We start from the raw sequence: 21998 nt of genomic DNA on the forward strand, positions 1-21998 counted from the left end.
CGCCAGCGCGGCGGCGGCGACCGCGGCCGCCGCGGCCAGGACGGTGGCCCGGGCGGCCCGGGGCACCCGGTCGGCTCCGGGCCGCGGGGATCGACGGTGGCGCGCCACGGCAGGCCGCACTCCCTTCCGTGTTGTCCGGCGTTGGTCCGGCGTTGTCCAGCGGTGCCGAGCGGCGTCGAACGCTGCCGGGCGATCGCCGTACACCGCCGTCCGCCGCCAGGACGCCCGGCGGGACGCCCGCGGGCGTCCCGCCGGTGAGGCACCGGGAGGGACGCCGGGCGGCGCGGGGTGGCGCCGGGTGGCATCCTGCCGCGCCGCGCACCGGGGCGGGCCGGAATCGCGCCGCGGACAGGAGCGACGGGCCGGAAATCGCGCGGCAGACAGTAGCGGCGGGCCGGGGCGGGGCCAAGGACCGCCTCGCGGGCAGACGCTGACGCCCCGTGGCAACCCGCAGGTCACCGACGGGGCGGTCGTCAAGCGAGAGTTCCCGCTGTCACCGGGGAGAGTGAGGCGCGCGGCACGGCGACGCCGGAAGGGAGGCGGGCCGTGCGGACGGCCGACGGGCCGTCAGAGGAAGGGGCGCGGGCCGGGAGTCAGATGCGCACGCCGAACATGAACGGCATGTTGTTGATCGACTCGTAGCGGACCGTGGTGCCGGTGCGCGGCGCGTGCAGGACCTGGCCGTTGCCCGCGTACAGCCCCACGTGGTGCAGGTCGCCGTAGAAGAGCACCAGGTCGCCGGGCTTGAGCTGGCTGCGGCCGATGCGCACGCCGTCGCCCGCCTGCGACTGCGAGGTGCGGGAGATCTGGACGCCCGCCTGCGCGTACGCCCAGGAGGTGAGCCCGGAGCAGTCGAAGGCGGTCGGGCCGGTCGCGCCCCACACGTACGGGGAGCCTATCTTCGACTGGGCCGCGGCGAGCGCGGCGGCGGCGCGCTGCGAGTCGGGCACGTCCTGGCCCAGGTCCGGGCGGGACTCCGAGCGGCTGGCGCGCTGCGAGGCCCGGTCGAGCTCCGCGCGCTCCCGGGCGGTGAGGGTGTTGAGGAGCTTCTGGGCCTTGGCGAGCTTGCCCTGGATCTCCTTCTTCTTCTCGCCGAGCGCCTTGCGGGTGGCGGCGAGGTCGTCCAGCTTGCCGGCCGCCTCCTCGCGCTGCTGCCTGAGGACCCGCTGCCGGTCGCCGATCTTCCGCAGCGCCTCGGCCTGCTTGCCGCTCAACTGGCTGAGCGCGGACGCCTTGTCGAGGTAGCTGTCGGGGTCGGAGGACAGCAGGAGCTGGACGGACGGGTCTATGCCGCCGGTGCGGTACTGCGCGGTGGCCATGGCGCCGAGGCTGTCGCGCAGGTCGTTCAGCTCCTGCTGACCGCGCGCCACCTTGTCCTGGAGGTCGGCGACCTGCTTCTGCAGCTGGTCCTGCTTCTCCTTGGCCCCGTTGTACTTCTCGGTGGCCTGCTCCGCCTCTTCGTAGAGCTTGTCGACCTGCTCCTTGACGTCCTTCTTGGTCGTCCTGGGGTCGGCGTGGGCGGCTTGGGAGGTGAGGGCGACGGCCGCTGCCGCGGTGGCGGTCAGGACGGACACACGCGTGCGGCTCGGCTGCTTGGGTCGACGGTGGGACGCCACGAAGGCGAGCTCCTTCTTCCTCCAGCCGCCTACCGGGTCGGAAAGCTCACCCCGGCTCCGTGCGACGCGCCACGGACTCGGCGGTACCTCCGCTGACATCCCCGATGGATGATCAACCTCGCGGCGGTTCGAGCCGACCTTAGTGACCCGCCCGTGATCCCTTCAAATCCCCTTGCGAAAAATCCGGGTCTGTACGCGCATCTTTTACAATTATCACACTGTAAGTGATCGTAACCTCACCGTACGCTGACGTCACAAGGGTCACAGCGTCACCTCATGTACGGGCCAACCTCTTCAGCAGCAGCAGCGACGCCACCGGCCGGGCCCCCGCCCGCGCCACCCCGTCGGCCACCTCGCGGTCCGCGGAGACCACGACCACCGGCCTGCCGGGCGGCTCGGCCCGCACCAGCTGCCGGATCAGCTCGTCCGCGGTCACGCCCGGCTTGCTGAACAGCACCCGCACCCCGCGCGGCGGGGCCAGCAGCACCGGCGCCGCCAGCTCCGCGCCGTCGAACACGCACGTCACCTCCGCGCCCGTCTGCGCCGCGAGCATCGCCAGACCCCCCAGCAGCCGCAGCCGCTGCTTCTCCAGCGGCATCGTGGGATAGCCGGTCTTGGTGACGTTGTAGCCGTCCACCACCAGGTGTGCCTGCGGCAGCGCGAGCAGCTGGTCCAGCAGCGCCGGGTCGGTCTCCGACAGCGCCCGCGTGGCGATGTCCTTCGGCGTCATCCGCCCCGGCTCCAGCGCGTCCACGGTGTCCGCGGGGCGGACGGACGCGGGCGGCAGCGCCAGCTCCCGGCGCAGCCCCTGGGCCGCCTCCAGCACCGTGTCCAGCAGCAGCCGGGCCCGCATGTCCACCACGCTGCGCCCCTCGCGCACCGCGCGGCGGTTCGCCTCCAGCGCCGCCTCCACCTCCGCCAGCCGGCCGCGCAGCCGCCGCGCCTCGCCCTCGGCCACCGCGAGCCGGGCGTCGGCCGCGGACCGCTCGCCGGCCAGCTCGGACTCGGCCCTGCGCAGCGCCGCCTCGCCGCGCTTGACGTCGCTGTGCGCGGCGCGCAGCTTGCGCTGGAGCACGTCCGCCTCCTTGCGCGCCGCCTCCAACTCGGCGCGCATCCGCTCCACCTCGCCGCGCCCCTCGGCCCGGGCCTGCGCCAGCTCCTGCCGCAGCCGCTTCAGCTCGCGCTCCGCCTCCTCGCCGGCCCGCTCGGCGGACGCGCGCTGCGCCTCCTCGCCCGCGGCCTCCACCAGCTTCACCCAGCCCGCCGGCCGCAGCACGTACGCCACCGCCGCCACGTCCAGCGGATCGGCGGCCGCGGGCGGCGACCCGCCCTCGATGGCCTCGGCCAGCTCGGCCTCGCTCTCCCGCAGCCGGCTCGCGACCCGCTGCCGGAAGACCGGGTCGGACTCCACGGCGGCCGCCATGGCGTTGCCCGCGAACTTCGCCCGGCGCGTAGGGGTGAAACGGGCGTACTGCCGCAGAGCGGGCGGAAGTTCGGCGAAGGTCAGGCCGCCGAAGGCGTCCGCGACCAGCGCCACGACCCGCCGCCGCACGCCTTCGGGCAGGGGGTGGCCGAGGGCTTCGGCGCCGCCGCCGGCGTCACCGGCCGCTTCCGGGCCGCCCGTCCGCTCCACCACGCGTCACGCTCCGTATTTCACGCGCTCGCGCCCGCTCCCGGCCGGTCGACCAGCTCGATCTGGTCGACCGTGTTGCACCAGCGGCAGCGCACCGACTCGATCGTCTCGCTGACCACCTCGCGGTCCTCGACGCGCGGCTCGCCGGCCAGGTCCAGGTGCACGTACTCGACGGCCTTGGTGGACCGGGTGACGTCGAACCGGGTGAGGTTGCCGCACAGCGTGCAGCGCCAGCGGGTCGTCTCGGTCGGCAGGGGAACGGCCATGGTGTCATCGTCCTCGGCTTGTCTGGGCACGTCTGGGCTCCCCTGTAACCCTACGGCCTAGGCCGGGGCCCGTGACGAGCCGTAAGGGTCTCCCGGCCGTGTCCGGCCCGCGCTCCGGCGCACCCGCCAGCGCACGCGGCCGACGCCTCCGGCGCCCGGCGGCGCGGGCACGGAGGGGCGCCGCGGGCCGGCGTGGCCGGCCGGGGAACGAGCGCCTAGAGTAACGGCGCGCACCGGGCGCGAGCGAGGGAGGCAGCCGTGATCACCGCGATCGTGCTGATCAAGACCAGCGTGGACCGGATCCCGGAGCTGGCCGAGCGGATCGCCGCCCTGGACGGGGTCAGCGAGGTGTACTCGGTCACCGGCGCGTACGACCTGTTCGCCATGGTCCGCGTGGCGGGGCACGACGACCTGGCGGAGGTCATCCCGGGCCGGATCAGCAAGCTGCCCGGCGTGGTCGCGACCGAGACCCACATCGCCTTCCGCACCTACTCGCGGCACGACCTGGAGGCGGCGTTCGCGATCGGCCTGGACGCGTAGGCCGCGCGCTCCCCGCGCCGCGCCGTCCCGGTCAGAGGTCGGCGGCCTTCCGGCCCTCCGGCACGCACCGCCCGGCCTCGGTGCGGTAGCTCCACCGCGCCCCGTGCTCGACCAGCTCCCGCACCGCCGTCACGAACCGCTCGACATGCTCCTCCGGGGTGCCGGCGCCGAAGCTGACGCGCACGGCGTTCAGGGCGCGCTCCCCCGGCGCCGCGTCCGGGGCCCCGCACTCCCCCGGCTCCTGCGGCGCGTGGTCCAGCAGGGTGCGCACCAGCGGGTGGGCGCAGAACAGGCCGTCGCGCACGCCGATGCCGTACTCGGCGGACAGCGCGGCGGCCAGGTGCGAGCTGTTCCAGCCCGCCACCACGAAGGACACCACGCCCACCCGGGGCGCGTCGTCGCCGAACAGCGACAGCACCCGCACGCCGGGCACCTCGGCCAGCCCCGCGCGCAGGCGCGCCAGCAGCCGCTGCTCGCGCGCGGCCAGCCGCTCCCGGCCCGCCTCGGTCAGCGCCTTGCAGGCGGCGGCGATGGCGTACGCGCCGATGACGTTCGGCGAACCGGCCTCGTGCCGGGCCTCGGAGGTGTGCCACTCGACATCGACGCCGCCGTCGGCGGCGCGCGCCACGCGCCGGCTCGCGCCCCCGCCCGCCAGGTACGGTTCGGCCTCCCGCAGCCAGTCCGCCGCGCCGGCCAGCACGCCGGCGCCGAACGGCGCGTACAGCTTGTGCCCGGAGAAGGCGACCCAGTCGACGTCCAGGGCACTGATGTCCACCGGGTGGTGCGGCGCGAGCTGCGCGGCGTCCAGCACGACGCGCACGCCGTGCGCGCGCGCCGCGGCCGCCAGCTCCCGCACCGGCCACAGCTCCCCGGTCACGTTGGACGCGCCGGTCACGCACAGCAGCGCGGGACTCGCCGGACGCCCGGCCACCGCCGCCCGGAAGGCGTCGACCGCCTGCCGGGGCGAGCGCGGGGCGGGCAGGTAGGTCACGGTCACGTCCGCCCGCCGCGCCCACGGCAGCAGCGCCGCGTGGTGCTCGGTCTCGAACACGAACACGCGCGTGCCGTGCGGCAGCGCGGCCGCCAGGAGGTTGAGCGAGTCGGTGGTGGAGCGGGTGAAGACCACGTGGTCGCCGGAGCGGCAGCCGAGGAAGTCGGCGATCCGCCGCCGGCTGGCCTCGAACAGGTCGGTGGACAGCTGCGACAGGTACCCGGCGCCCCGGTGCACGCTGCCGTAGTACGGGGCGTAGGCGGCCACGTCGTCCCACACCCGGCGCAGGGCGGGCGCGCTGGCCGCGTAGTCCAGCGCGGCGTAGGGGGCCTCTCCGCCGGTGACGAGCGGGACGCGGACGTCCTCGCCCAGGACGGGCAGCGGCGCGTCGAGCGGTCCGGCGGTCGCGGCGGCGGTTTCAGTGAAGGTTTCGGTGGCGGTTTCGGTGGCACACGAGGCGGGACGGTCGGCGGTGACGGCGGCGGCAGGGCATGCGGACATGGCGGGATCTCCCGGTGGGACGAGCACACGAGGCGGGGCGGCGCGCGAAGGCGCGGACCGCGCGGCCTGGGCGCGGGCGCGGACGTGAAGAGGAAAGGAAGCGGCTCGGCGCGGGGCGCACGGGCCGTACAGAAGACGCGTGAAAGGGGCCGACCGGCCCTAGCGCATTCGCTGCATCACGTACGCACTCCCTCGACCACCAGGACCCCTGGTCTCGCGAGGGGTCCGCGCTTGCCGTGGACCTCGCTGCCCACGGCCTGGTCATCACCCGGGGCACCCCGCCACGGACGGAGGGTTGCCGGACAGCGGGCCGGGGCCGTAGTCGCTGTCACTCGTGACCTGGAGCCGATTATGCCAGTCGGGTACGCGCGCGCAACCACCGTCCGCATCCCGGAACGCCAGGCCCGCACGGCCGCGCCCAAGGCCGCCGCGGCCCCTGCCCCGCCGCGCACCCGGAGCGCGCCGCTGCCGGACCAGGCGGCGTACAGCGCGCCCGCGCGTGAGGGTGGTGGCCCGACACGCGGGCGGGCGGCTGGAGCCGACGCCCTGCCACCTGCGGGGAATCCCCCGGCCGGCCGTGGCTCGTCGGCCCAGGCCGAGCCGAGTCCCGATCTCCTGACACCCCGTCGGAACGTCTCGCCGCAAACGGGCCGGGGGCCCAGGGCATGGCCCCGGAAGCGGGCAGGGGCGGGGCGGGGAGAACTCCCTGCCGCGCCCGCCCTACGCGCGCGTGGCCCGGACCCACCGCTCCAGCGTCCGGCCCGCCGCCCCCGAGTCGATGGACTCGGCCGCCCGCTCGATGCCGGCCCGGATGCGCTCCTCCAGCGGCTTGTCGCCCGGGTCCGGGTCGGCCGCGACCAGGCCCGCGGCCGCGTTGAGCAGGACCGCGTCCCGTACCGGGCCGGTCTCCCCGGCCAGCAGGCGCCGTGCGACGCCCGCGTTGTGCGCCGCGTCGGCGCCGCGCAGCGCGGCCACCGGCACCAGGTCCAGGCCCACCTCGCGCGGGTCGAAGGCCTGCTGCCGCACGCCGCCGTCCCGTACCTCCCAGACCTGGGAGGTGGCCGTGACGGTCAGCTCGTCCAGGCCGTCGTCGCCGCGGAAGACCAGGGCACTGGAGCCGCGCTCGGCGAGGACGCCCGCGACGATGGGCGCCATGCGGGCGTCGGCCACGCCGGTGGCCTGGGCGCGCACCCGGGCCGGGTTGGTCAGCGGGCCGAGGAAGTTGAACGGGGTGGCGATCCCCAGCTCGCGCCGCGCGGAGGCGACGTGCCGCAGCGCGGGGTGGTGGGCGAGGGCGAAGCAGAACGTGATGCCCGCCTCCTCGGCGACGGCCGCCACCCGTTCGGGTGACACGTCGAGGTTGACGCCCAGCTCCCGCAGGACGTCGGAGGAGCCGCTGGCGGAGGAGGAGGCGCGGTTGCCGTGCTTGACGACCTTCGTGCCGGTGCCGGCGACGACGAGCGCGGCCATGGTGGAGATGTTGACGGTCCTGGCGCGGTCGCCGCCGGTGCCGACGACGTCGACGCTGGGACCGGGCACCTCCACCAGGCGGGCGTGCGCGTACATGGCCCGTACCAGGCCGGACATCTCGGCGACGGTCTCGCCCTTGGCGCGCAGCGCGACCGCGAACCCGGCGATCTGCGCGTCCGTCGCCTCGCCGCTCATGATGCGGTCCATGGCCCAGGCGGTGTCGTCCGCACCGAGGTCCCGGCCGGCCAGCAGGGCGTCGAGGATGTCGGCCCAGCTGCGGGCCGTCGCGTCGCTGCCGGCTCCGGCCGGGGTCACCTCGTGCATGGCGCGCTCCTCCTGGCGTGCGGGGGCCTCGCGGGCGGGCGGCGGCCCGCGCTGTGCGTACGGCACGGTCCGGCGTGGCACCGGTGATGCCGGCCGGGCCGTCCCGGGCCGGGCCGGCCACCCAGCCTAGCGGCGTACGGGCGCCGTGGGCCGCCCGCCCGCATCGCGGACAGGTTCGCCCGGCCGGAAGAACACCGGGGCCCCGGCCCGGACCGTGGCGGGTCCGGGCCGGGGCCCCGGGGTGGAGCCTCGCGGCGGGAGGGGATCAGTGGTGGCCGTGGCCGCTGGTGATCTCCCGGTACTCCTCGGCCGTCGGCTTGGGGATCTGGCTGCCCTCGCCGAAGTAGCCCTTGGAGAGCTTCGCGCGCAGCTTCTGCGAGCGGGTGATCCGGCGCCGTACGCCGTTCTCGTCGACCTCGGGGCCGATCTCGTAGGCTTGCGCCTGCTCGTGCTGGGTGAGGGTGTGCAGCTGCGCCTGCGACAGCGGCTCGTGCACCTCGACGAACTCGCCGTGCGGCAGCCGCTTGATGATGCCGGACTCGCGTCCGTGCAGCACCTTGTCCCGGTCGCGCCGCTGGAGGCCCAGGCAGATCCGCTTGGTGACGAGGTACGCCAGCACCGGCGCGACGAAGAACGCGATCCGCACGAACCAGGTGATCGAGTTGATCGACAGGTGGAAGTGGGTGGCCCACAGGTCGTTTCCGCCGCCGACGAGCAGGACGAAGTAGACCGTCAGCCAGGCCACGCCGAGCGCGGTGCGGGTGGGCGCGTTGCGCGGGCGGTCCAGGATGTGGTGCTCGCGCTTGTCGCCGGTGATCCACGCCTCGATGAACGGGTACACGCCGATCGCCAGCAGCACCAGCGGGAAGACCGCCAGCGGGATGAACACGCCGAGCACCAGCGTGTGGCCCCACGCGCTGATCTCCCAGCCGGGCATCACGCGGATCAGGCCCTCGGAGAAGCCCATGTACCAGTCGGGCTGGGCGCCGGTGGACACCTGGTCCGGCCGGTACGGGCCGATGGCCCAGATCGGGTTGATCGTCGCGATCGCGGAGAGGGCCGCCAGCAGGCCGAAGACGAGGAAGAAGAAGCCGCCCGCCTTGGCCACGTACACCGGCAGCAGCGGCATGCCGATGACGTTCTTGTTGGTGCGCCCGGGGCCCGGGTACTGCGTGTGCTTGTGGAAGAACACCAGGATCAGGTGGCCCACCAGCAGGCCGAGCATGATGCCCGGCAGCAGCAGCACGTGGATCGGGTAGAGCCGGGAGATGATGTCGCCGCCCGGGAACTCGCCGCCGAACAGGAAGAAGTCGATGTACGTGCCGACGAGCGGGACGGACAGGATCGCGCCGTGGATGAACCGCAGGCCGGTGCCGGACAGCAGGTCGTCGGGGAGCGAGTAGCCGGTGAAGCCGGTGAACATGCCGAGCACGAACAGCAGCCAGCCGAACAGCCAGTTGACCTCACGCGGCTTGCGGAAGGCGCCGGTGAAGAACACCCGCATCATGTGCACGAACATGCCGGCGAGGAACACCAGCGCGGCCCAGTGGTGGATCTGCCGGACCAGCAGGCCGCCGCGCACCTCGAAGCTGATGTCGAGCGTCGAGCTGAACGCCTCGGACATCCGCACGCCCTGCATCGGCACGTACGGGCCGTGGTAGGTGACCTCTTCCATGCTGGGGTGGAAGAACAGCGTCAGGTAGACGCCGGTGAGGATGATGATGACGAAGCTGTAGAGGCAGACCTCGCCCAGCATGAAGGACCAGTGGTCCGGGAAGATCTTGCGCATGTTGGCCTTGGCCAGGCCGTAGATGCCCAGCCGGCCGTCGGCCCAGTCGGCGACCCGCTCACCCGCGGGGGCCTTGCCGTCCCGGCGCCGGGTGTCGCTCACAGTACTCATCCGCGCTCCCAGAAGGCCGGGCCGACGGGCTCGGCGAAGTCGCCCATGGCTTCGAGGTACCCCTCGCCGTCCACGGTGATCCGCAGCTGCGGCAGGGCGTGGCCGGCCGGGCCGAAGATCACCCGGCCGCCGTCGGCGAGGTCGAACGTCGACTGGTGGCAGGGGCACAGGACGTGGTGCGTCTGCTGCTCGTACAGGTTGATCGGGCAGCCGACGTGCGTGCAGATCTTGGAGAAGGCCACGATGCCCTCGTGCGACCAGTCCAGCTCGCGCTTGTCCTTGATGTTCTCCGGCTGGAGCCGGATCAGCATCAGGGCCGCCTTGGCGATCTCCACCTGGAAGTCGTGGTCGTCCTCCTCCAGCCCCTCGGGCATGGCGAAGGTGAGGGAGCCGACGGGGATGTCCTCGGGCCGCAGCGCCTGCATCGTGTTCTGGTTGATCAGCCGCTTGCCCTTGCGCCAGGCGGTGTGCCGCAGCTTGTCCTCCGGCAGCGGGCCGAGGTCGCGCAGCAGCACCAGGCCGGACAGCGGCACCAGGGCCAGCGCGCCGAACAGGGTGTTGCGGGCCAGCTTGCGGCGGCCGAACCCGGACTCGGCGGCGCCGTCCTGGAAGTCGGCGAACACCTTCGCCCGGGTCTGGGCGTCGGCCTCGATCGGGTGCCGCTCGTCGATGATCTCGACGTCGGACATCAGGGTGCGGGCCCAGTGGACCGCGCCCGCGCCGATGGCGAACAGGGCGAGCCCGAGGGTCAGGCCGAGCGCGAAGTTCAGGGCGCTGATGTGGCCGATCGGGAAGACGTAGATGATCTTGTCGACCGGCAGCGCCACGAACGAGGCGATGAAGGCGACCGTGGCCAGCATCGAGACCGTGAACAGCAGGGCGACGGTGCGCTCGGAGCGCCGGGCGGCCTGCTCGTCGATGTCCTGGACGCGGTGCTCGTGGGGCGGCGGGCCCGGGTCCGCGAACGGGTTCTCGGCGGTGTCGACCTCACCTCCGGCCGCCGTGCCGTGCCCGTGCGGGAGGTTGTCCTCCGCTTCCGGTGCTTGCGAGATGTCGTGACTGCTCATGACTTCCTGGCCTTTGCGGTACGGGCGGCGAGCCAGATGGTGAGGACGATCAGGGCACCCATGCCGAACACCCAGGCGAACAGGCCCTCGCTCACCGGGCCGAGGCCGCCGAGCTCCAGACCACCGGGGGTTTCGGCCTTGGAGCCGTTGACCGCGTTCAGGTACGCGATGATCTCCTTCTTCTCCTTCTCCGGCAGCGTGGAGTCGGGGAAGGAGGGCATGTTCTGCGGCCCGGTCAGCATGGCCTCGTAGAGGTGCTTGTCGGACACGCCCTTGAGGGAGGGCGCGAACTTGCCGTTGGTCAGGGCGCCGCCCTTGCCGGAGAAGTTGTGGCACTGCCCGCAGTTGGTACGGAACAGCTCGCCGCCCCTGCCGATGTCCGCGCCCGACGGGTCGTACTGGCCGCGCCACGGCTTCTCCGGGCCCGCGCCCAGCGAGGCGATGTACGCGGCGAGCTGGTCGATCTTCGACTGGGAGTAGATGTTCCGCTTCTTCGGCACCTGGGCGCCCGGCTGCTGGGCGGGCATCCGGCCGGTGCCGACCTGGAAGTCCACGGCGGCCGAGCCGACACCGACCAGGCTCGGACCGTCCGACGTCCCCTGGCCGCCGGTGCCGTGGCAGCTCTGGCAGCCGACGGCGTACAGCTTCTTGCCCTCCTCGATGGCGAGGGACTGGGCGGAGGTGTCCTCGGCCTTCGCCTCGGTGGGCGAGAGCGCGGCGTACAGCCCCCCGGTGACCGCCAGCGCGAGGAGTAGGACGACGAGCGCGGCCAGGGGATGGCGCCGTCGTGCGGAGAGCTTTTTCACGGATTACCCCGGTGTCAGGATCTCTTGCGTCGATGCGATGCGGACGTTGGTCCGGTGCGGACCGGCTTACTTGATCAGGTAGATCGTGGCGAAGAGACCGATCCAGACGACATCGACGAAGTGCCAGTAGTAGGACACGACGATGGCCGCCGTCGCCTGCTGGTGGGTGAACCTCCTGGCCGCGTACGTGCGTCCCAGCACCAGCAGGAAGGCGATGAGCCCGCCCGTCACGTGCAGGCCGTGGAAGCCGGTGGTGAGGTAGAACACCGAGCCGTACGGGTCGGAGGACAGCGACAGGCCGTCCTTCTTCACCAGCTCGGTGTACTCGAAGATCTGGCCGCCGATGAACACCGCGCCCATGATGAACGTGATCACGAACCAGAAGCGCAGCTTCTTCACGTCACCGCGCTCGGCGGCGAACACACCGAGCTGGCAGGTGAGGGAGGAGAGCACCAGGATCGTCGTGTTCACCGAGGAGAACGGGACGTTCAGCGACTCGGCCATCTCCGACCAGTGCTCTTCGCCCGTCACCGAACGGAGGGTGAAGTACATCGCGAAGAGCGCCGCGAAGAACATCAGCTCGGAACTCAGCCAGATGATGGTCCCGACGCTGACCAGGTTCGGCCGGTTGACCGACGGGTGCGCGTGCCCGGTTTCTACTGTCGTTGCTGTCGCCACGACCGACATTATGTCGGTCGCTTATCTCGTGCTCACTCCGGGGGTGCACTTCGGAGTGTCCGCGGCGTCGCCGCAGCTCGTCCGGGCCGCGGCGCGGTTCGCTCGAACGGGGGAAGGCCGGGTACGCCCCCTGCCCGGGCGCGGCGCGCGGCGGTAGCATCGCGTCAGGATCGCAAGTCGTGAAGTCGCCCGTACGCGCCCGCCGCCGCACGCCGGTGCGGCGCGGGGCGCGTCCTGCGGAGGTGTGAGCCCATGCGACCGACGGCCACGGTGCTGGTCTACAGCGACGACGCGGGGACCCGGGAGCAGGTGCGGCTCGCGGTCGGGCGGCGGCCCGCCGCCGACGTGCCGCCGGTGGAGATCCTGGAGTGCGCGACCCTGCCCGCCGTGCTGTCCGCACTGGAGGCGGGCGGCGTGGACGCGTGCGTGCTGGACGGCGAGGCGGTGCCCGCCGGCGGCATGGGCGTGTGCCGCCAGATCAAGGACGAGATCTTCCGCTGCCCGCCGGTGCTGCTGCTGATCGGCCGCCCCCAGGACGCGTGGCTGGCCACGTGGAGCCGGGCGGACGCGGCGGTGACCCACCCGGTCGACCCGGTGGCCCTCGCGGACGCCCTGGCGGACCTGCTGCGCCGGCGCCCGGCGGCCGTGGGCGGCTGACCGCCGCGTGGCCCGCGCCCCGGGGGCCACGGGGACCGTCCCGGGGGCGCGGGGCTGCCGTCCCGGGGGCGCGGGGCTCAGGTGCCGGGGCGCAGCCTCGCCGACCGGGTCCCGTCCGCGGCGTCCGGGGCCGCCCGGTGGGGCGTCAGCGCGCTGTTCGCCCGCCACAGCCGCCACGGCACGTTCCAGTCGCCGAAGCCGTTGTCGAAGGGCGTCATGGTCGCGCCCCCGCTGTTGACCGTCCGCACGATGTCGCCGACGCGCGTGGTCTCGAAGAACCAGTGGGCGTCCTCGGTGCTCATGCCGGTGCAGCCGTGGCTGACGTTCTCGTACCCCTGGGAGTCCACCGACCAGGGCGCGGCGTGCACGTACTCGCCGCTCCAGGTCAGCCGCGCCGCCCAGTGGACCAGCAGGTCGTAGGAGTCGTCACTGCTCTCGGAGATGCCGATGGTGGTGCCGCGCATGCGCACGGTCTCCTCACGGGACAGGATCACCTTGACGCCGTTGCGGGTCTCGTAGCCGGACTTGCCGGTGGTGACCGGCAGCACGCGGACCACACGCCCGTCGCGCAGCACCGTCATGCGGTGCGCGGCGGCGTCGGTGACGGCCTCCACGCGGTCGCCGGTGCGCAGCGTCATGGGCGGGGTCGCGCCGCCGAAGAGTCCGGGGCGCACCCGGGCGCCGCGGAGGGTGGAGCGCACGGACACGGTGGCGTGCGCGGGCCAGTAGCCGCGGGGCCGGTAGTGCAGGGTGCGGTCGTCCACCCAGGTCCACGAGCCGGTCACCGCGGGCCGTGAGGTGACCTTCAGGGAGCGCTCCACCAGGGCCCGCTCGGCCGGGTCGGCGACCGGGTCGGACAGCCGGGCGGTCAGCGGCTGCCCGACGCCGTACGTGCCGGAGCCGGGGCCGAGGGCGACGCGCAGCCGCCGGTCGCCGGCCTCGGCGGTGTCCACGCCGAGGGTGTGGCGGCCCGGGGCGCCGCGGCCGTTCTCGGTGCTCACCCGCAGCGTGTAGTGGGTGTCGGCGGTCAGCGGCGTGGTGCTGTGCCAGCGGCGGCCGTCGGCGGTCAGCTCGCCGCGCAGGTGGCGGCCCGCCTCGTCGCTGGCCGTCACGTCCGTGATGCGTCCGCCGTCCCTGGCCGTGACGACCAGCGGCTGGTCCGGGTCCGCCGGGCGGCCGGCCGCGCGGCCCGCCGTGCCGACGGTGAGCTGGTGCGCCGCGTCGTACGGCCGGGAGGCCAGCGGGTCGCCGGAGGGGCCGCCGCAGGCGGTGAGCCCCGCCACGAGGGCCGCGACGAGGGCCGCGGCCGGCGCGGGCACGCCCCGCAGGAGGGTCCGGGCGCCCGCCGCCCGGGACCGGGATTGGTGACTCATGGTTTCACGCTAGGAACCCCGGCGGCGTACGGCGCGCTCAGTGCGCCGAACGAGGGGCGGCGGTCGCCCGGGAGGACCCCGGGGCTCGCGGCCCGGTGCACGAGCGGGGCGGCCGTGCCGCTCGGAGCCGGGCCCGGCAGACAGGCGGGTGGCCCGGACGGCCGGGTGTGCCCGCGCGGGTGGCCCGGCCCGCGCCACGCGGGACGCCGAAGGGCCCGGACGCGCGCTGGACGCGTCCGAGCCCCGTGCCGCTCGGCGGGCGGCTACTGGTTCTGGTTCTCGCCGCGGTAGTACTCGAAGACCCAGCCGAAGATGCCGACCATCACCATCGGGGCCGAGAAGAACATCAGCCACCAGCCGAAGACGACGCCCAGGAAGGCCAGGGCCCCGCCGACGGCCAGGGAGAGCGGCTGCCAGCTGTGCGGGCTGAAGAAGCCCAGCTCGCCGGCGTCGTCGGCGACGTCCGCCTCCTTGTTGTCCTGAGCCCCGGTGTCCACCCGGCGCGCGGTGAACGCCAGGTAGTAGCCGATCATGATGCTCAGGCCGAAGGCCAGGAAGAGCGCCGTGGTGCCGGCCGGCTCCTTCGACCAGGCGCCGTAGACGATCGCCATGGCCAGGATGAAGACGGCCAGCCAGATGAACATCTTGCCCTGGACCTTCACTTGCCGGCCTCCTGTCCGCCCGCGAGGGCCTTGTCGGACTCGGGACCGACGTTCTCCAGCTGGTCGAGGGCGGCGATGTCCGGGTGGTGCAGGTCGAACGCCGGCGATTCGGAGCGGATGCGCGGCAGGGTGAGGAAGTTGTGCCGCGGCGGCGGGCAGGAGGTCGCCCACTCCAGCGAGCGGCCGTAGCCCCACGGGTCGTCCACCTCGATCTTCTTGCCGTACTTGGCGGTCTTCCAGACGTTGTAGAGGAACGGCAGGATCGACAGGCCCAGCAGGAAGGAGCTGATGGTGGAAATGGTGTTCAGGGTGGTGAAGCCGTCGGCCGCCAGGTAGTCGGCGTACCGGCGCGGCATGCCCTCGGCGCCGAGCCAGTGCTGGACGAGGAACGTGCCGTGGAAGCCGACGAACAGCGTCCAGAAGGTGATCTTCCCGAGGCGTTCGTCGAGCATCTTGCCGGTGAACTTCGGCCACCAGAAATGGAATCCGGAGAACATCGCGAAGACCACCGTGCCGAACACCACATAGTGGAAGTGCGCCACGACGAAATACGAGTCCGAGACGTGGAAGTCCATCGGCGGCGAGGCGAGGATCACACCGGTGAGACCGCCGAAGGTGAAGGTGATGAGAAAGCCGACGGCCCACAGCATCGGTGTCTCGAAACTCAGTGAGCCCTTCCACATGGTGCCGATCCAGTTGAAGAACTTCACACCGGTGGGCACCGCGATAAGGAAGGTCATGAAGGAGAAGAACGGCAGCAGCACGCCTCCGGTGACGTACATGTGGTGCGCCCACACCGTCACCGACAGGCCGGCGATACCGACCGTCGCGCCGATCAGACCCATGTAGCCGAACATCGGCTTGCGGCTGAACACCGGGATCACCTCGGAGATGATCCCGAAGAACGGCAGCGCGATGATGTACACCTCGGGGTGGCCGAAGAACCAGAACAGGTGCTGCCACAGCAGCGGGCCGCCGTTGGCCGCGTCGAAGACGTGCGCCCCGAACTTCCGGTCCGCCTCCAGCGCCAGCAGCGCGGCGGCCAGCACCGGGAAGGCCAGCAGCACCAGCACACCGGTCAGCAGCGTGTTCCACACGAAGATCGGCATCCGGAACATGGTCATGCCCGGCGCCCGCATGCAGATGATCGTGGTGATGAAGTTGACCGAGCCGAGGATCGTGCCGAAGCCGGACAGCGCCAGGCCCATGATCCACATGTCGGCGCCGATGCCCGGCGAGCGGACCGCGTCCGACAGCGGCGAGTAGGCGAACCAGCCGAAGTCCGCCGCGCCCTGCGGGGTGAGGAACCCGGCCACCGCGATCAGCGACCCGAACAGGTAGAGCCAGTAGGCGAACATGTTCAGCCGCGGGAAGGCCACGTCCGGCGCGCCGATCTGCAACGGCATGATCCAGTTCGCGAAGCCCGCGAACAGCGGCGTCGCGAACATCAGCAGCATGATCGTGCCGTGCATCGTGAACGCCTGGTTGAACTGCTCGTTCGTCATGAGCTGCGTGCCCGGGCGGGCCAGCTCGGCGCGCATGAACAGCGCCATGACGCCGCCGATGAGGAAGAACGCGAACGACGTCGTCAGGTACAGCGTGCCGATCGTCTTGTGGTCGGTCGTGGTCAGCCACTTCACGACCACGTTCCCGGGCTGCTTCCGGCGCACCGGCAGCTCGTCCTCGTACGAGGCCGCCTCACCGGCACCCTGGGGTTCGTTGAGGGTGCTCACTTGTTCCTCGTCTCCGCGTTCTTGGCGGCGTCCGTCTGCTCGATGCCTGCCGGGAGGTACCCGGTCTGGCCCCGCTTCGCCAGGTCCTTCAGGTGCTGCCGGTACTCCTGCGGGGAGACGACCTTGACGTTGAAGAGCATCCGGGAGTGGTCGACACCGCACAGCTCGGCGCACTTGCCCCGGAAGGTGCCGTACCGGTTGGGGGTGACCTCGAAGCGGTTGGTGCGTCCCGGGATGACGTCCTGCTTCATCAGGAAGGGCACCACCCAGAAGGAGTGGATGACGTCCCGGGAGGTCAGGATGAACTCGACCTTCTCGCCCTTCGGCAGCCACATGGTCGGGCCCGGGTCGCCGGTGTCCGGGTTGCGGTCGCCCGGCGTGCCCACGTCGTAGACGCCCTCCGCGCCCTTGGGCACGGTGGCCAGCGCCTTGTCGCCGATGCTGTCGATCTCCGCGGGCCTGCGGGCCGGGGTGGCCGCCTTCCCGTCGACGTTCTCCATGTAGTTGAAGCCCCAGCTCCACTGGAAGCCCACCACGTTGATCACGTGGTCGGGCTTCTTGGAGGTCTTCAGGAGCTCGTTCTCGTCGCGGGCGGTGAAGTAGAAGAGCACCGACACGATGACGACCGGCACGGCCGTGTACAGGACCTCGATCGGCAGGTTGTACCGGGTCTGCGTCGGTACGTCGATCTTGGTGCGGCTGCGCCGGTGGAAGACGACCGACCACAGGATCAGCCCCCATACGAGCACGCCGGTGACGAGCGCGGCCGCCCACGAACCCTGCCATAGGGACAGGATGCGCGGCGCCTCTTCGGTGGCCGGGGTCGGCATTCCCAGCCGGGGGAAATCCTTGGAGGTGCAACCGGTGGCGGTCGCGAGGACCAGGCCCGCGCACAGCGCCTGAAGCAGCTTCCGCCGCACCGGGCGCCGCGACGAGCGGTCGGGGCCGTTGGGGCTCACGTAGCGCCTTCCCAAGAGTCTCGCCGCGCGGCGGCCCGCGGCCGTCTCGCTGTCGGTCGCCGGCCCGTGCGGGCAGGGGTTTTGATGTTTATGCGGAGCAAACCCTACTGGACGCCTTTCAGGGCCACGCGGGGAGGGTGCCCAACGCGCCGGGCCACTCCCCGAAGGGGTGGAACCGGCCGGTAACCAGTGGCCGGGCCCGGTCGGACGGGCCGCCTAGACGGGTCGCGGACGGGGGTGCGGGCGAGGGTGCGGGCGGGGCTTGGGCGGGGCGGCCGGAGCGCGCGGGACGGCCCGCGCGGGCGGCCGGAGCCGCCCCGGGCACGGCAGGAGTTAGCGTTCCCTTGTGCCCTATTTCGACGCCGCCTCCGCCGCTCCCCTCCACCCCGTCGCCCGGCAGGCGCTCCTCGCGGCCCTGGACGAGGGGTGGGCCGACCCGGCCCGCCTGTACCGCGAGGGGCGGCGCGCCCGGCTGCTGCTGGACGCGGCCCGCGAGGCCGCCGCCGAGGCCGCCGGGTGCCGCCCGGACGAACTGGTTTTCACTCCTTCGGGGACGCGCGCGCTGCACGACGGCGTGGCCGGAGCGCTGGCCGGCCGCCGCCGCGCAGGCCGCCACCTGGTGGTCTCCGCCGTCGAGCACTCCGCGGTGCTGAACGCCGCCGCGGCCCACCAGGCGGCGGGCGGCACGGTGGCCGAGGTCGCCGTGGACGGTACGGGCCGGGTGGCGGCGGACGGCTACGCCGAGGCCCTGCGGCAGGCGCCCGCCGGCACCGCGCTGGCGTGCCTCCAGTCCGCCAACCACGAGGTGGGCACCCGGCAGCCGGTGGCCGAGGTGGCCGGGGTCTGCGCGGCGGCGGGCGTGCCGCTGCTGGTGGACGCCGCCCAGTCGCTGGGCTGGGGCCCGGTCGAGGGCGCCTGGTCGCTGCTGGCGGCCAGCGCCCACAAGTGGGGCGGCCCGCCCGGCGTCGGGCTGCTCGCCGTGCGCAAGGGCGTGCGCTTCCGCGCCGCGCCGGCCGACGAACGGGAGTCGGGCCGCGCGCCCGGCTTCGAGAACCTGCCGGCGATCGTGGCCGCGGCCGCCTCGCTGCGCGCCGTACGGCAGGAGGCGGCGGCCGAGGCGGAGCGGCTGCGGGAGCTGGTGGAGCGGGTGCGCGCGCGGGTGCCGGAGCTGGTGCCGGACGTCCAGGTGGTCGGCGACCCCGAGCGGCGGCTGCCGCACCTGGTCACCTTCTCCTGTCTCTATGTCGACGGGGAGACCCTGCTGCACGAGCTGGACCGGCTCGGCTTCTCGGTGTCGTCCGGGTCGTCGTGCACCTCCAGCGCGCTGACGCCGAGCCACGTGCTGCGCGCCATGGGCGTGCTGTCCGAGGGCAACGTGCGGGTGTCGCTGCCGGCGGGGACGCGCGAGGAGGACGTCGAGCGGTTCCTGGCGGTGCTGCCGGAGGCGGTGCGCGGGGCGCGGGAGCGGCTTGGCGCGCCCCCGGCGCGGGTCGCCGCCGCGGCCGTACCGCCGGAGGCCGGACCGGTGCGGGCCGCGACCGCGGAGGCCGGAGGGCCGGAGATCGGAGAGCCGGAGGCCGGGGCCCTGGCAGACGGGCAGGCGGACGGTTCGCGGGCGGACCGGGAGCGGGCGGACGGGCCGGGGCCCGCCGCCGGGGGTCCGGCGGCGGAGGCGGCGGACGCGGCTGCCGCCGAACCGGCCGCGCGGGTCGTGGACTCCCTCGGCAAGCGCTGCCCGATCCCCGTGATCGAGCTGGCCAAGGTGATCGGCGACGTGCCCGTCGGCGGCCTGGTGACCGTGCTGTCCGACGACGAGGCGGCGCGGCTGGACATCCCGGCGTGGTGCGGGATGCGGGGCCAGGAGTACGCGGGCGAGACCCCGGCGCCGCGCGGCACCGCCTACCACGTGCGGCGCCGCGCCTGACCCGGGACGCGGCCGGCCTGGCCCGTGACGTCCGCCCGGCCCGTACGCCGACGCTGCCCGTACGCGGGCGCGGCGACCGGGCCGGGCGGGCCGGTTCAGCCGCCGAGGTGGCCGCGGACCTCGGCCGCCGCCTCCGGGCCGTACGCCTTGGCGAACCGCTCCATGAAGTGCCCGCGCCGCAGCTCGTACTCCTGCGGGCCGACCGTCTCGATGACGAGCGTGGCGAGCATGCAGCCGACCTGCGCGGCGCGCTCCAGCGGCAGCTGCCAGGACAGGCCGGACAGGAAGCCCGCGCGGAAGGCGTCGCCGACGCCGGTCGGGTCGGCCTTCGCCTCCTCCTCCGGCGTGCCCACGAGGATGGGCTGCTCGCCGACGCGGTCGATGCGCACGCCCTGCGCGCCGAGCGTCGTCACGCGCGTGCCGACCTTCGCCAGGATCTCCTCCGCCGACCAGCCGGTCTTGGACTCGGTCAGCGCGGCCTCGTACTCGTTGGTGAACAGGTAGTCCGCGCCCTCGATGAGCAGGCGGATGTCCTCCCCGTCCATGCGGGCGAGCTGCTGGGAGGGGTCGGCGGCGAAGGGGATGCCGCGGGTGCGGCACTCGTCGGTGTGCCGGACCATCGCCTCCGGGTCGTCCGCGCCGATCAGTACCAGGTCCAAGCCGCCGACCCGGTCGGCGACCGGCTGGAGCTCGATCTGCCGGGCCTCGCTCATCGCGCCCGCGTAGAAGGACGCGATCTGGTTGTGGTCGGCGTCGGTGGTGCACACGAAGCGGGCGGTGTGCAGCACCTCGGAGATCCGCACGGAGGCGGTGTCCACGCCGTGCCGGTCCAGCCAGGAGCGGTACTCGGCGAAGTCCGCGCCGGCCGCGCCGACCAGGACCGGCCGCAGCCCGAGCACGCCCATGCCGAAGCAGATGTTCGGCGCCACGCCGCCGCGGCGGATCTCCAGGGCGTCGACCAGGAAGGAGAGCGAGACGGTTTGCAGCTGATCGGCGACGAGCAGTTCGGCGAAGCGGCCGGGGAAGGTCATCAGGTGATCGGTGGCGATGGAGCCGGTGACTGCGATACGCACGACGGGTGAGCTCCTGCGGGCGACGGGAGAAAGACGGACGCCTTACGGTACCCGCTCGCTTACCGCCCCCATAGAGGGCCAAATTACCTGATAGTAGGACTTTCGCCCGGGGGGCGGCGGTGCCTACGGTGCCACTGACGGGGCCGCACTCCCCCGCGGCCCCCCTGGACGAGGACCGGGAGCCCCCATGCCCGAGCACATCCCCACCGCTCAGCCCGCCGAGACCGCCGAGGCTGCCGAACCCGAGTCCCTGGCCCAACTGCGCGGGGACTGCGCGCGGATGGCCCCGCACTGGACGGCCGCGGCCAGGGTAGCGCCGGCCGGCGGCCGCCCGGCCCCGGCGCGCGGCACGGGCATCACGGTTCCCCCCGCCTCCGCCCGCCTGCTGGACGGCATGTCCGACTACGGCGACTGACCGCGCCGCGGCGGCGCGGCCCGCCGCGCTCACCCGGGCGTGTCCCGGCGCGCCCGCCGGGCCGTCCCGGGAACCGCTCGCCTTCGGCCTCCGTCCCACCGGTGTCCCCCCACGACAGGGACGGCGCGGCCCGCCCGCCGGGGCGGCCGCCAGTCGAATGGAGTGAGACGGTGAGCACCGACGACACCTCTCCGCGGCCGGAGAACCAGGAGACACCGGACCCCGCGGGCGCGGCGCGGCAGCCCGAGGGCGGCCGGCCGCCCGCCCGGAGCGGCGCGCGGCGGTGGCGGCGGTCTCCGCTGACCGTGGCCGCGGTGGCCGCGGTGCTGCTGGCCGGGGGCGGCGGAGCCTACTGGGCGCAGGCCACGGCGGACGGCGGCGGGTCCGCCCGGGACGCCGCGCGGGGGCGGCAGACGCCCGAGCCGCTGGCGCTGGAGGGCTACGGGCCCGTGGGGCACGCGGCGGACGGCAGCGGGGTGGCACCGGGCGAGCCCGACCCGTACGGGACGCGCTACCGCGCCACCGGCCCGCTGCCGGACGGCCCCCGCTCGGCCCCGGTCTACCGGGCGGACGGCGCGGTGGCCGAGGAGGACGTGGCGCGGCTGGCCAAGGCCCTGGGCGTGCCGGGCAGCCCGCGGGCCACCGGCGGCGGCTGGCGGGTCGGCGGCGCGCGGGACGGCTCCGGCCCGGTGCTCCAGGTCGACGGCCGGGCTCCGGGCGGGTGGACCTACAGCCGCCACGGAGTGCCGGACGGTACGTGCGGACGGCCGCCGGCGCCGCCCGCCGGCCCGGACGGCGGCGTGTCGTCCTNAGCCGCCACGGAGTGCCGGACGGTACGTGCGGACGGCCGCCGGCGCCGCCCGCCGGCCCGGACGGCGGCGTGTCGTCCTCCGATACGGCAGGCGCCGGCAGGGGCAGCGCCGCGGGCAGCACCGGCACGGGCAGCTCCGGTGCGGGAAGCGCCGCCGAGCCGGCGCCGGGAGCCGACGGCGGATCGACGGCCTCCGGCGAGTGCCCCTCCTACCGGGGCGCGGAGCCCGCGGGCGGCGGCCGGGCCGTCTCCGAGCGGGACGCCGAGCGCGCCGCCCGGCCGGTTCTGGACGCGCTCGGACTGCGCGGGGCGGTGGTCGACGCGCGTCACACCAGCGGCGCCGAGCGCCTGGTGACCGCGGACCCGGTGCTCGGGCAGCTGCGGACGTACGGCTGGGCCACCACCCTCCAGATCGGGGCCGACGGTGCGCCGACGGCCGGCGCCGGGATGCTGTCGCAGCCCGCGAAGGGCGACTCCTACCCGCTGATCGGCGCGGCCGAGGCGCTGAAGGCGCTGAGCGGCCGCGGCGGCGCCCGCGCGCAGGGCGCCACCGCCGACTGCCCGGCGTCCTCGCCCGCCGCGCCGGACGGTGCCGGCGC

The 21998-nt window shown here is 73.9% G+C and carries 18 protein-coding genes, 1 pseudogene and 1 riboswitch; of the genes and pseudogenes, 5 read left to right on the forward strand and 14 right to left on the reverse strand.

All coding sequences use genetic code 11. The annotated features are described in order from the left end of the window. Positions 1-593: 593 nt before the first annotated feature. The 3 genes from RKE29_RS14455 to RKE29_RS14465 all read right to left on the reverse strand — a co-directional run bounded on the left by RKE29_RS14455 (position 594) and on the right by RKE29_RS14465 (position 3515). Positions 594-1616, reverse strand: coding sequence for an NlpC/P60 family protein (locus tag RKE29_RS14455; RefSeq protein WP_312005652.1), 1023 nt, complete (start codon positions 1614-1616; stop codon positions 594-596). 274 nt (positions 1617-1890) lie between these two features. Further along, positions 1891-3249: an NYN domain-containing protein gene (locus tag RKE29_RS14460; RefSeq protein WP_312005672.1), complete on the reverse strand. Its 1359-nt coding sequence runs from the start codon at positions 3247-3249 to the stop codon at positions 1891-1893. A 20-nt stretch (positions 3250-3269) separates the two neighbouring features. After that, on the reverse strand, positions 3270-3515 hold the full coding sequence (locus RKE29_RS14465) for a hypothetical protein (protein ID WP_312005674.1): 246 nt from the start codon (positions 3513-3515) through the stop codon (positions 3270-3272). A gap of 258 nt (positions 3516-3773) precedes the next feature. Between RKE29_RS14465 and RKE29_RS14470 the strand changes: the two genes are divergently transcribed. After that, positions 3774-4055 carry an Lrp/AsnC ligand binding domain-containing protein gene (locus RKE29_RS14470; RefSeq protein WP_312005653.1) on the forward strand — a complete coding sequence of 94 codons (282 nt, stop codon included), beginning with the start codon at positions 3774-3776 and terminating at the stop codon, positions 4053-4055. Between the two features lie 31 nt (positions 4056-4086). Here RKE29_RS14470 and RKE29_RS14475 read toward each other — a convergent pair whose 3' ends face one another. The 6 genes from RKE29_RS14475 to RKE29_RS14500 all read right to left on the reverse strand — a co-directional run bounded on the left by RKE29_RS14475 (position 4087) and on the right by RKE29_RS14500 (position 11801). Further along, positions 4087-5547 (reverse strand): aminotransferase class V-fold PLP-dependent enzyme, encoded by a 1461-nt coding sequence (locus tag RKE29_RS14475; protein WP_312005654.1) that lies wholly within the window; start codon positions 5545-5547, stop codon positions 4087-4089. A gap of 222 nt (positions 5548-5769) precedes the next feature. Continuing rightward, positions 5770-5887: riboswitch (SAM riboswitch) on the reverse strand. 380 nt (positions 5888-6267) lie between these two features. Then, complete coding sequence (gene trpD / locus RKE29_RS14480; protein WP_312005656.1) at positions 6268-7341, reverse strand: anthranilate phosphoribosyltransferase; 1074 nt, start codon at positions 7339-7341, stop codon at positions 6268-6270. Between the two features lie 265 nt (positions 7342-7606). Then, positions 7607-9241 carry a cytochrome bc complex cytochrome b subunit gene (locus RKE29_RS14485; protein ID WP_312005658.1) on the reverse strand — a complete coding sequence of 545 codons (1635 nt, stop codon included), beginning with the start codon at positions 9239-9241 and terminating at the stop codon, positions 7607-7609. Then, a complete protein-coding gene (locus tag RKE29_RS14490) occupies positions 9238-10308 on the reverse strand; it encodes a Rieske 2Fe-2S domain-containing protein (RefSeq protein WP_312005660.1) in 1071 nt (356 codons plus the stop codon). The genes RKE29_RS14485 and RKE29_RS14490 overlap by 4 nt, the downstream gene beginning before the upstream one ends. Next, on the reverse strand, positions 10305-11114 hold the full coding sequence (locus RKE29_RS14495; protein WP_312005661.1) for a c-type cytochrome: 810 nt from the start codon (positions 11112-11114) through the stop codon (positions 10305-10307). The genes RKE29_RS14490 and RKE29_RS14495 overlap by 4 nt, the downstream gene beginning before the upstream one ends. Before the next feature lie 66 nt (positions 11115-11180). After that, positions 11181-11801: a heme-copper oxidase subunit III gene (locus RKE29_RS14500; RefSeq protein WP_312005663.1), complete on the reverse strand. Its 621-nt coding sequence runs from the start codon at positions 11799-11801 to the stop codon at positions 11181-11183. 243 nt (positions 11802-12044) lie between these two features. Here RKE29_RS14500 and RKE29_RS14505 point away from each other — a divergent pair, with 243 nt between their 5' ends. Further along, positions 12045-12449 (forward strand): hypothetical protein, encoded by a 405-nt coding sequence (locus tag RKE29_RS14505; protein ID WP_312005664.1) that lies wholly within the window; start codon positions 12045-12047, stop codon positions 12447-12449. A 77-nt stretch (positions 12450-12526) separates the two neighbouring features. On the opposite strand, the gene RKE29_RS14510 is transcribed toward RKE29_RS14505, so the two are convergent. The 4 genes from RKE29_RS14510 to coxB all read right to left on the reverse strand — a co-directional run bounded on the left by RKE29_RS14510 (position 12527) and on the right by coxB (position 17176). Further along, the gene (locus RKE29_RS14510) at positions 12527-13822 is read right to left on the reverse strand and encodes an Ig-like domain-containing protein (protein WP_312005665.1); all 1296 of its coding nucleotides are present in this window, start codon (positions 13820-13822) and stop codon (positions 12527-12529) included. A gap of 263 nt (positions 13823-14085) precedes the next feature. After that, positions 14086-14484 (reverse strand): cytochrome c oxidase subunit 4, encoded by a 399-nt coding sequence (locus RKE29_RS14515; protein WP_312005666.1) that lies wholly within the window; start codon positions 14482-14484, stop codon positions 14086-14088. Next, entirely contained in the window at positions 14481-16217 is a 1737-nt protein-coding gene (gene ctaD, locus RKE29_RS14520) for a cytochrome c oxidase subunit I (protein ID WP_312005667.1), read from the reverse strand. The genes RKE29_RS14515 and ctaD overlap by 4 nt, the downstream gene beginning before the upstream one ends. Continuing rightward, entirely contained in the window at positions 16214-17176 is a 963-nt protein-coding gene (gene coxB / locus RKE29_RS14525; RefSeq protein ID WP_312005668.1) for a cytochrome c oxidase subunit II, read from the reverse strand. Before coxB ends, ctaD begins: the two co-directional genes overlap by 4 nt. 346 nt (positions 17177-17522) lie before the next feature. Between coxB and RKE29_RS14530 the strand changes: the two genes are divergently transcribed. Beyond that, complete coding sequence (locus RKE29_RS14530; RefSeq protein ID WP_312005669.1) at positions 17523-19100, forward strand: aminotransferase class V-fold PLP-dependent enzyme; 1578 nt, start codon at positions 17523-17525, stop codon at positions 19098-19100. A 95-nt stretch (positions 19101-19195) separates the two neighbouring features. Here the strand turns inward: RKE29_RS14530 and RKE29_RS14535 are convergent, their stop codons facing one another. After that, a complete protein-coding gene (locus tag RKE29_RS14535; RefSeq protein ID WP_312005670.1) occupies positions 19196-20173 on the reverse strand; it encodes a carbohydrate kinase family protein in 978 nt (325 codons plus the stop codon). Between the two features lie 187 nt (positions 20174-20360). Here RKE29_RS14535 and RKE29_RS14540 point away from each other — a divergent pair, with 187 nt between their 5' ends. After that, on the forward strand, positions 20361-20588 hold the full coding sequence (locus tag RKE29_RS14540; protein WP_312005671.1) for a hypothetical protein: 228 nt from the start codon (positions 20361-20363) through the stop codon (positions 20586-20588). Positions 20589-21468: 880 nt separating this feature from the next. Further along, positions 21469-21998: pseudogene (locus tag RKE29_RS14545) on the forward strand (hypothetical protein); the annotation flags it as partial.

Source organism: Streptomyces sp. B1866 (assembly GCF_031932565.1).
In the GTDB taxonomy this organism is placed as follows: Bacteria; Actinomycetota; Actinomycetes; order Streptomycetales; family Streptomycetaceae; genus Streptomyces.

Bases quoted from the DNA above. Each gene is read 5' to 3' on its own strand.
- RKE29_RS14485 (WP_312005658.1), bottom strand. From the start codon at position 9,241: ATGAGTACTGTGAGCGACACCCGGCGCCGGGACGGCAAGGCCCCCGCG.
- RKE29_RS14505 (WP_312005664.1), top strand. From the start codon at position 12,045: ATGCGACCGACGGCCACGGTGCTGGTCTACAGCGACGACGCGGGGACC.
- trpD (WP_312005656.1), bottom strand. From the start codon at position 7,341: ATGCACGAGGTGACCCCGGCCGGAGCCGGCAGCGACGCGACGGCCCGC.
- RKE29_RS14490 (WP_312005660.1), bottom strand. From the start codon at position 10,308: ATGAGCAGTCACGACATCTCGCAAGCACCGGAAGCGGAGGACAACCTC.
- RKE29_RS14465 (WP_312005674.1), bottom strand. From the start codon at position 3,515: ATGGCCGTTCCCCTGCCGACCGAGACGACCCGCTGGCGCTGCACGCTG.
- RKE29_RS14500 (WP_312005663.1), bottom strand. From the start codon at position 11,801: ATGTCGGTCGTGGCGACAGCAACGACAGTAGAAACCGGGCACGCGCAC.
- RKE29_RS14510 (WP_312005665.1), bottom strand. From the start codon at position 13,822: ATGAGTCACCAATCCCGGTCCCGGGCGGCGGGCGCCCGGACCCTCCTG.
- RKE29_RS14540 (WP_312005671.1), top strand. From the start codon at position 20,361: ATGCCCGAGCACATCCCCACCGCTCAGCCCGCCGAGACCGCCGAGGCT.
- RKE29_RS14475 (WP_312005654.1), bottom strand. From the start codon at position 5,547: ATGTCCGCATGCCCTGCCGCCGCCGTCACCGCCGACCGTCCCGCCTCG.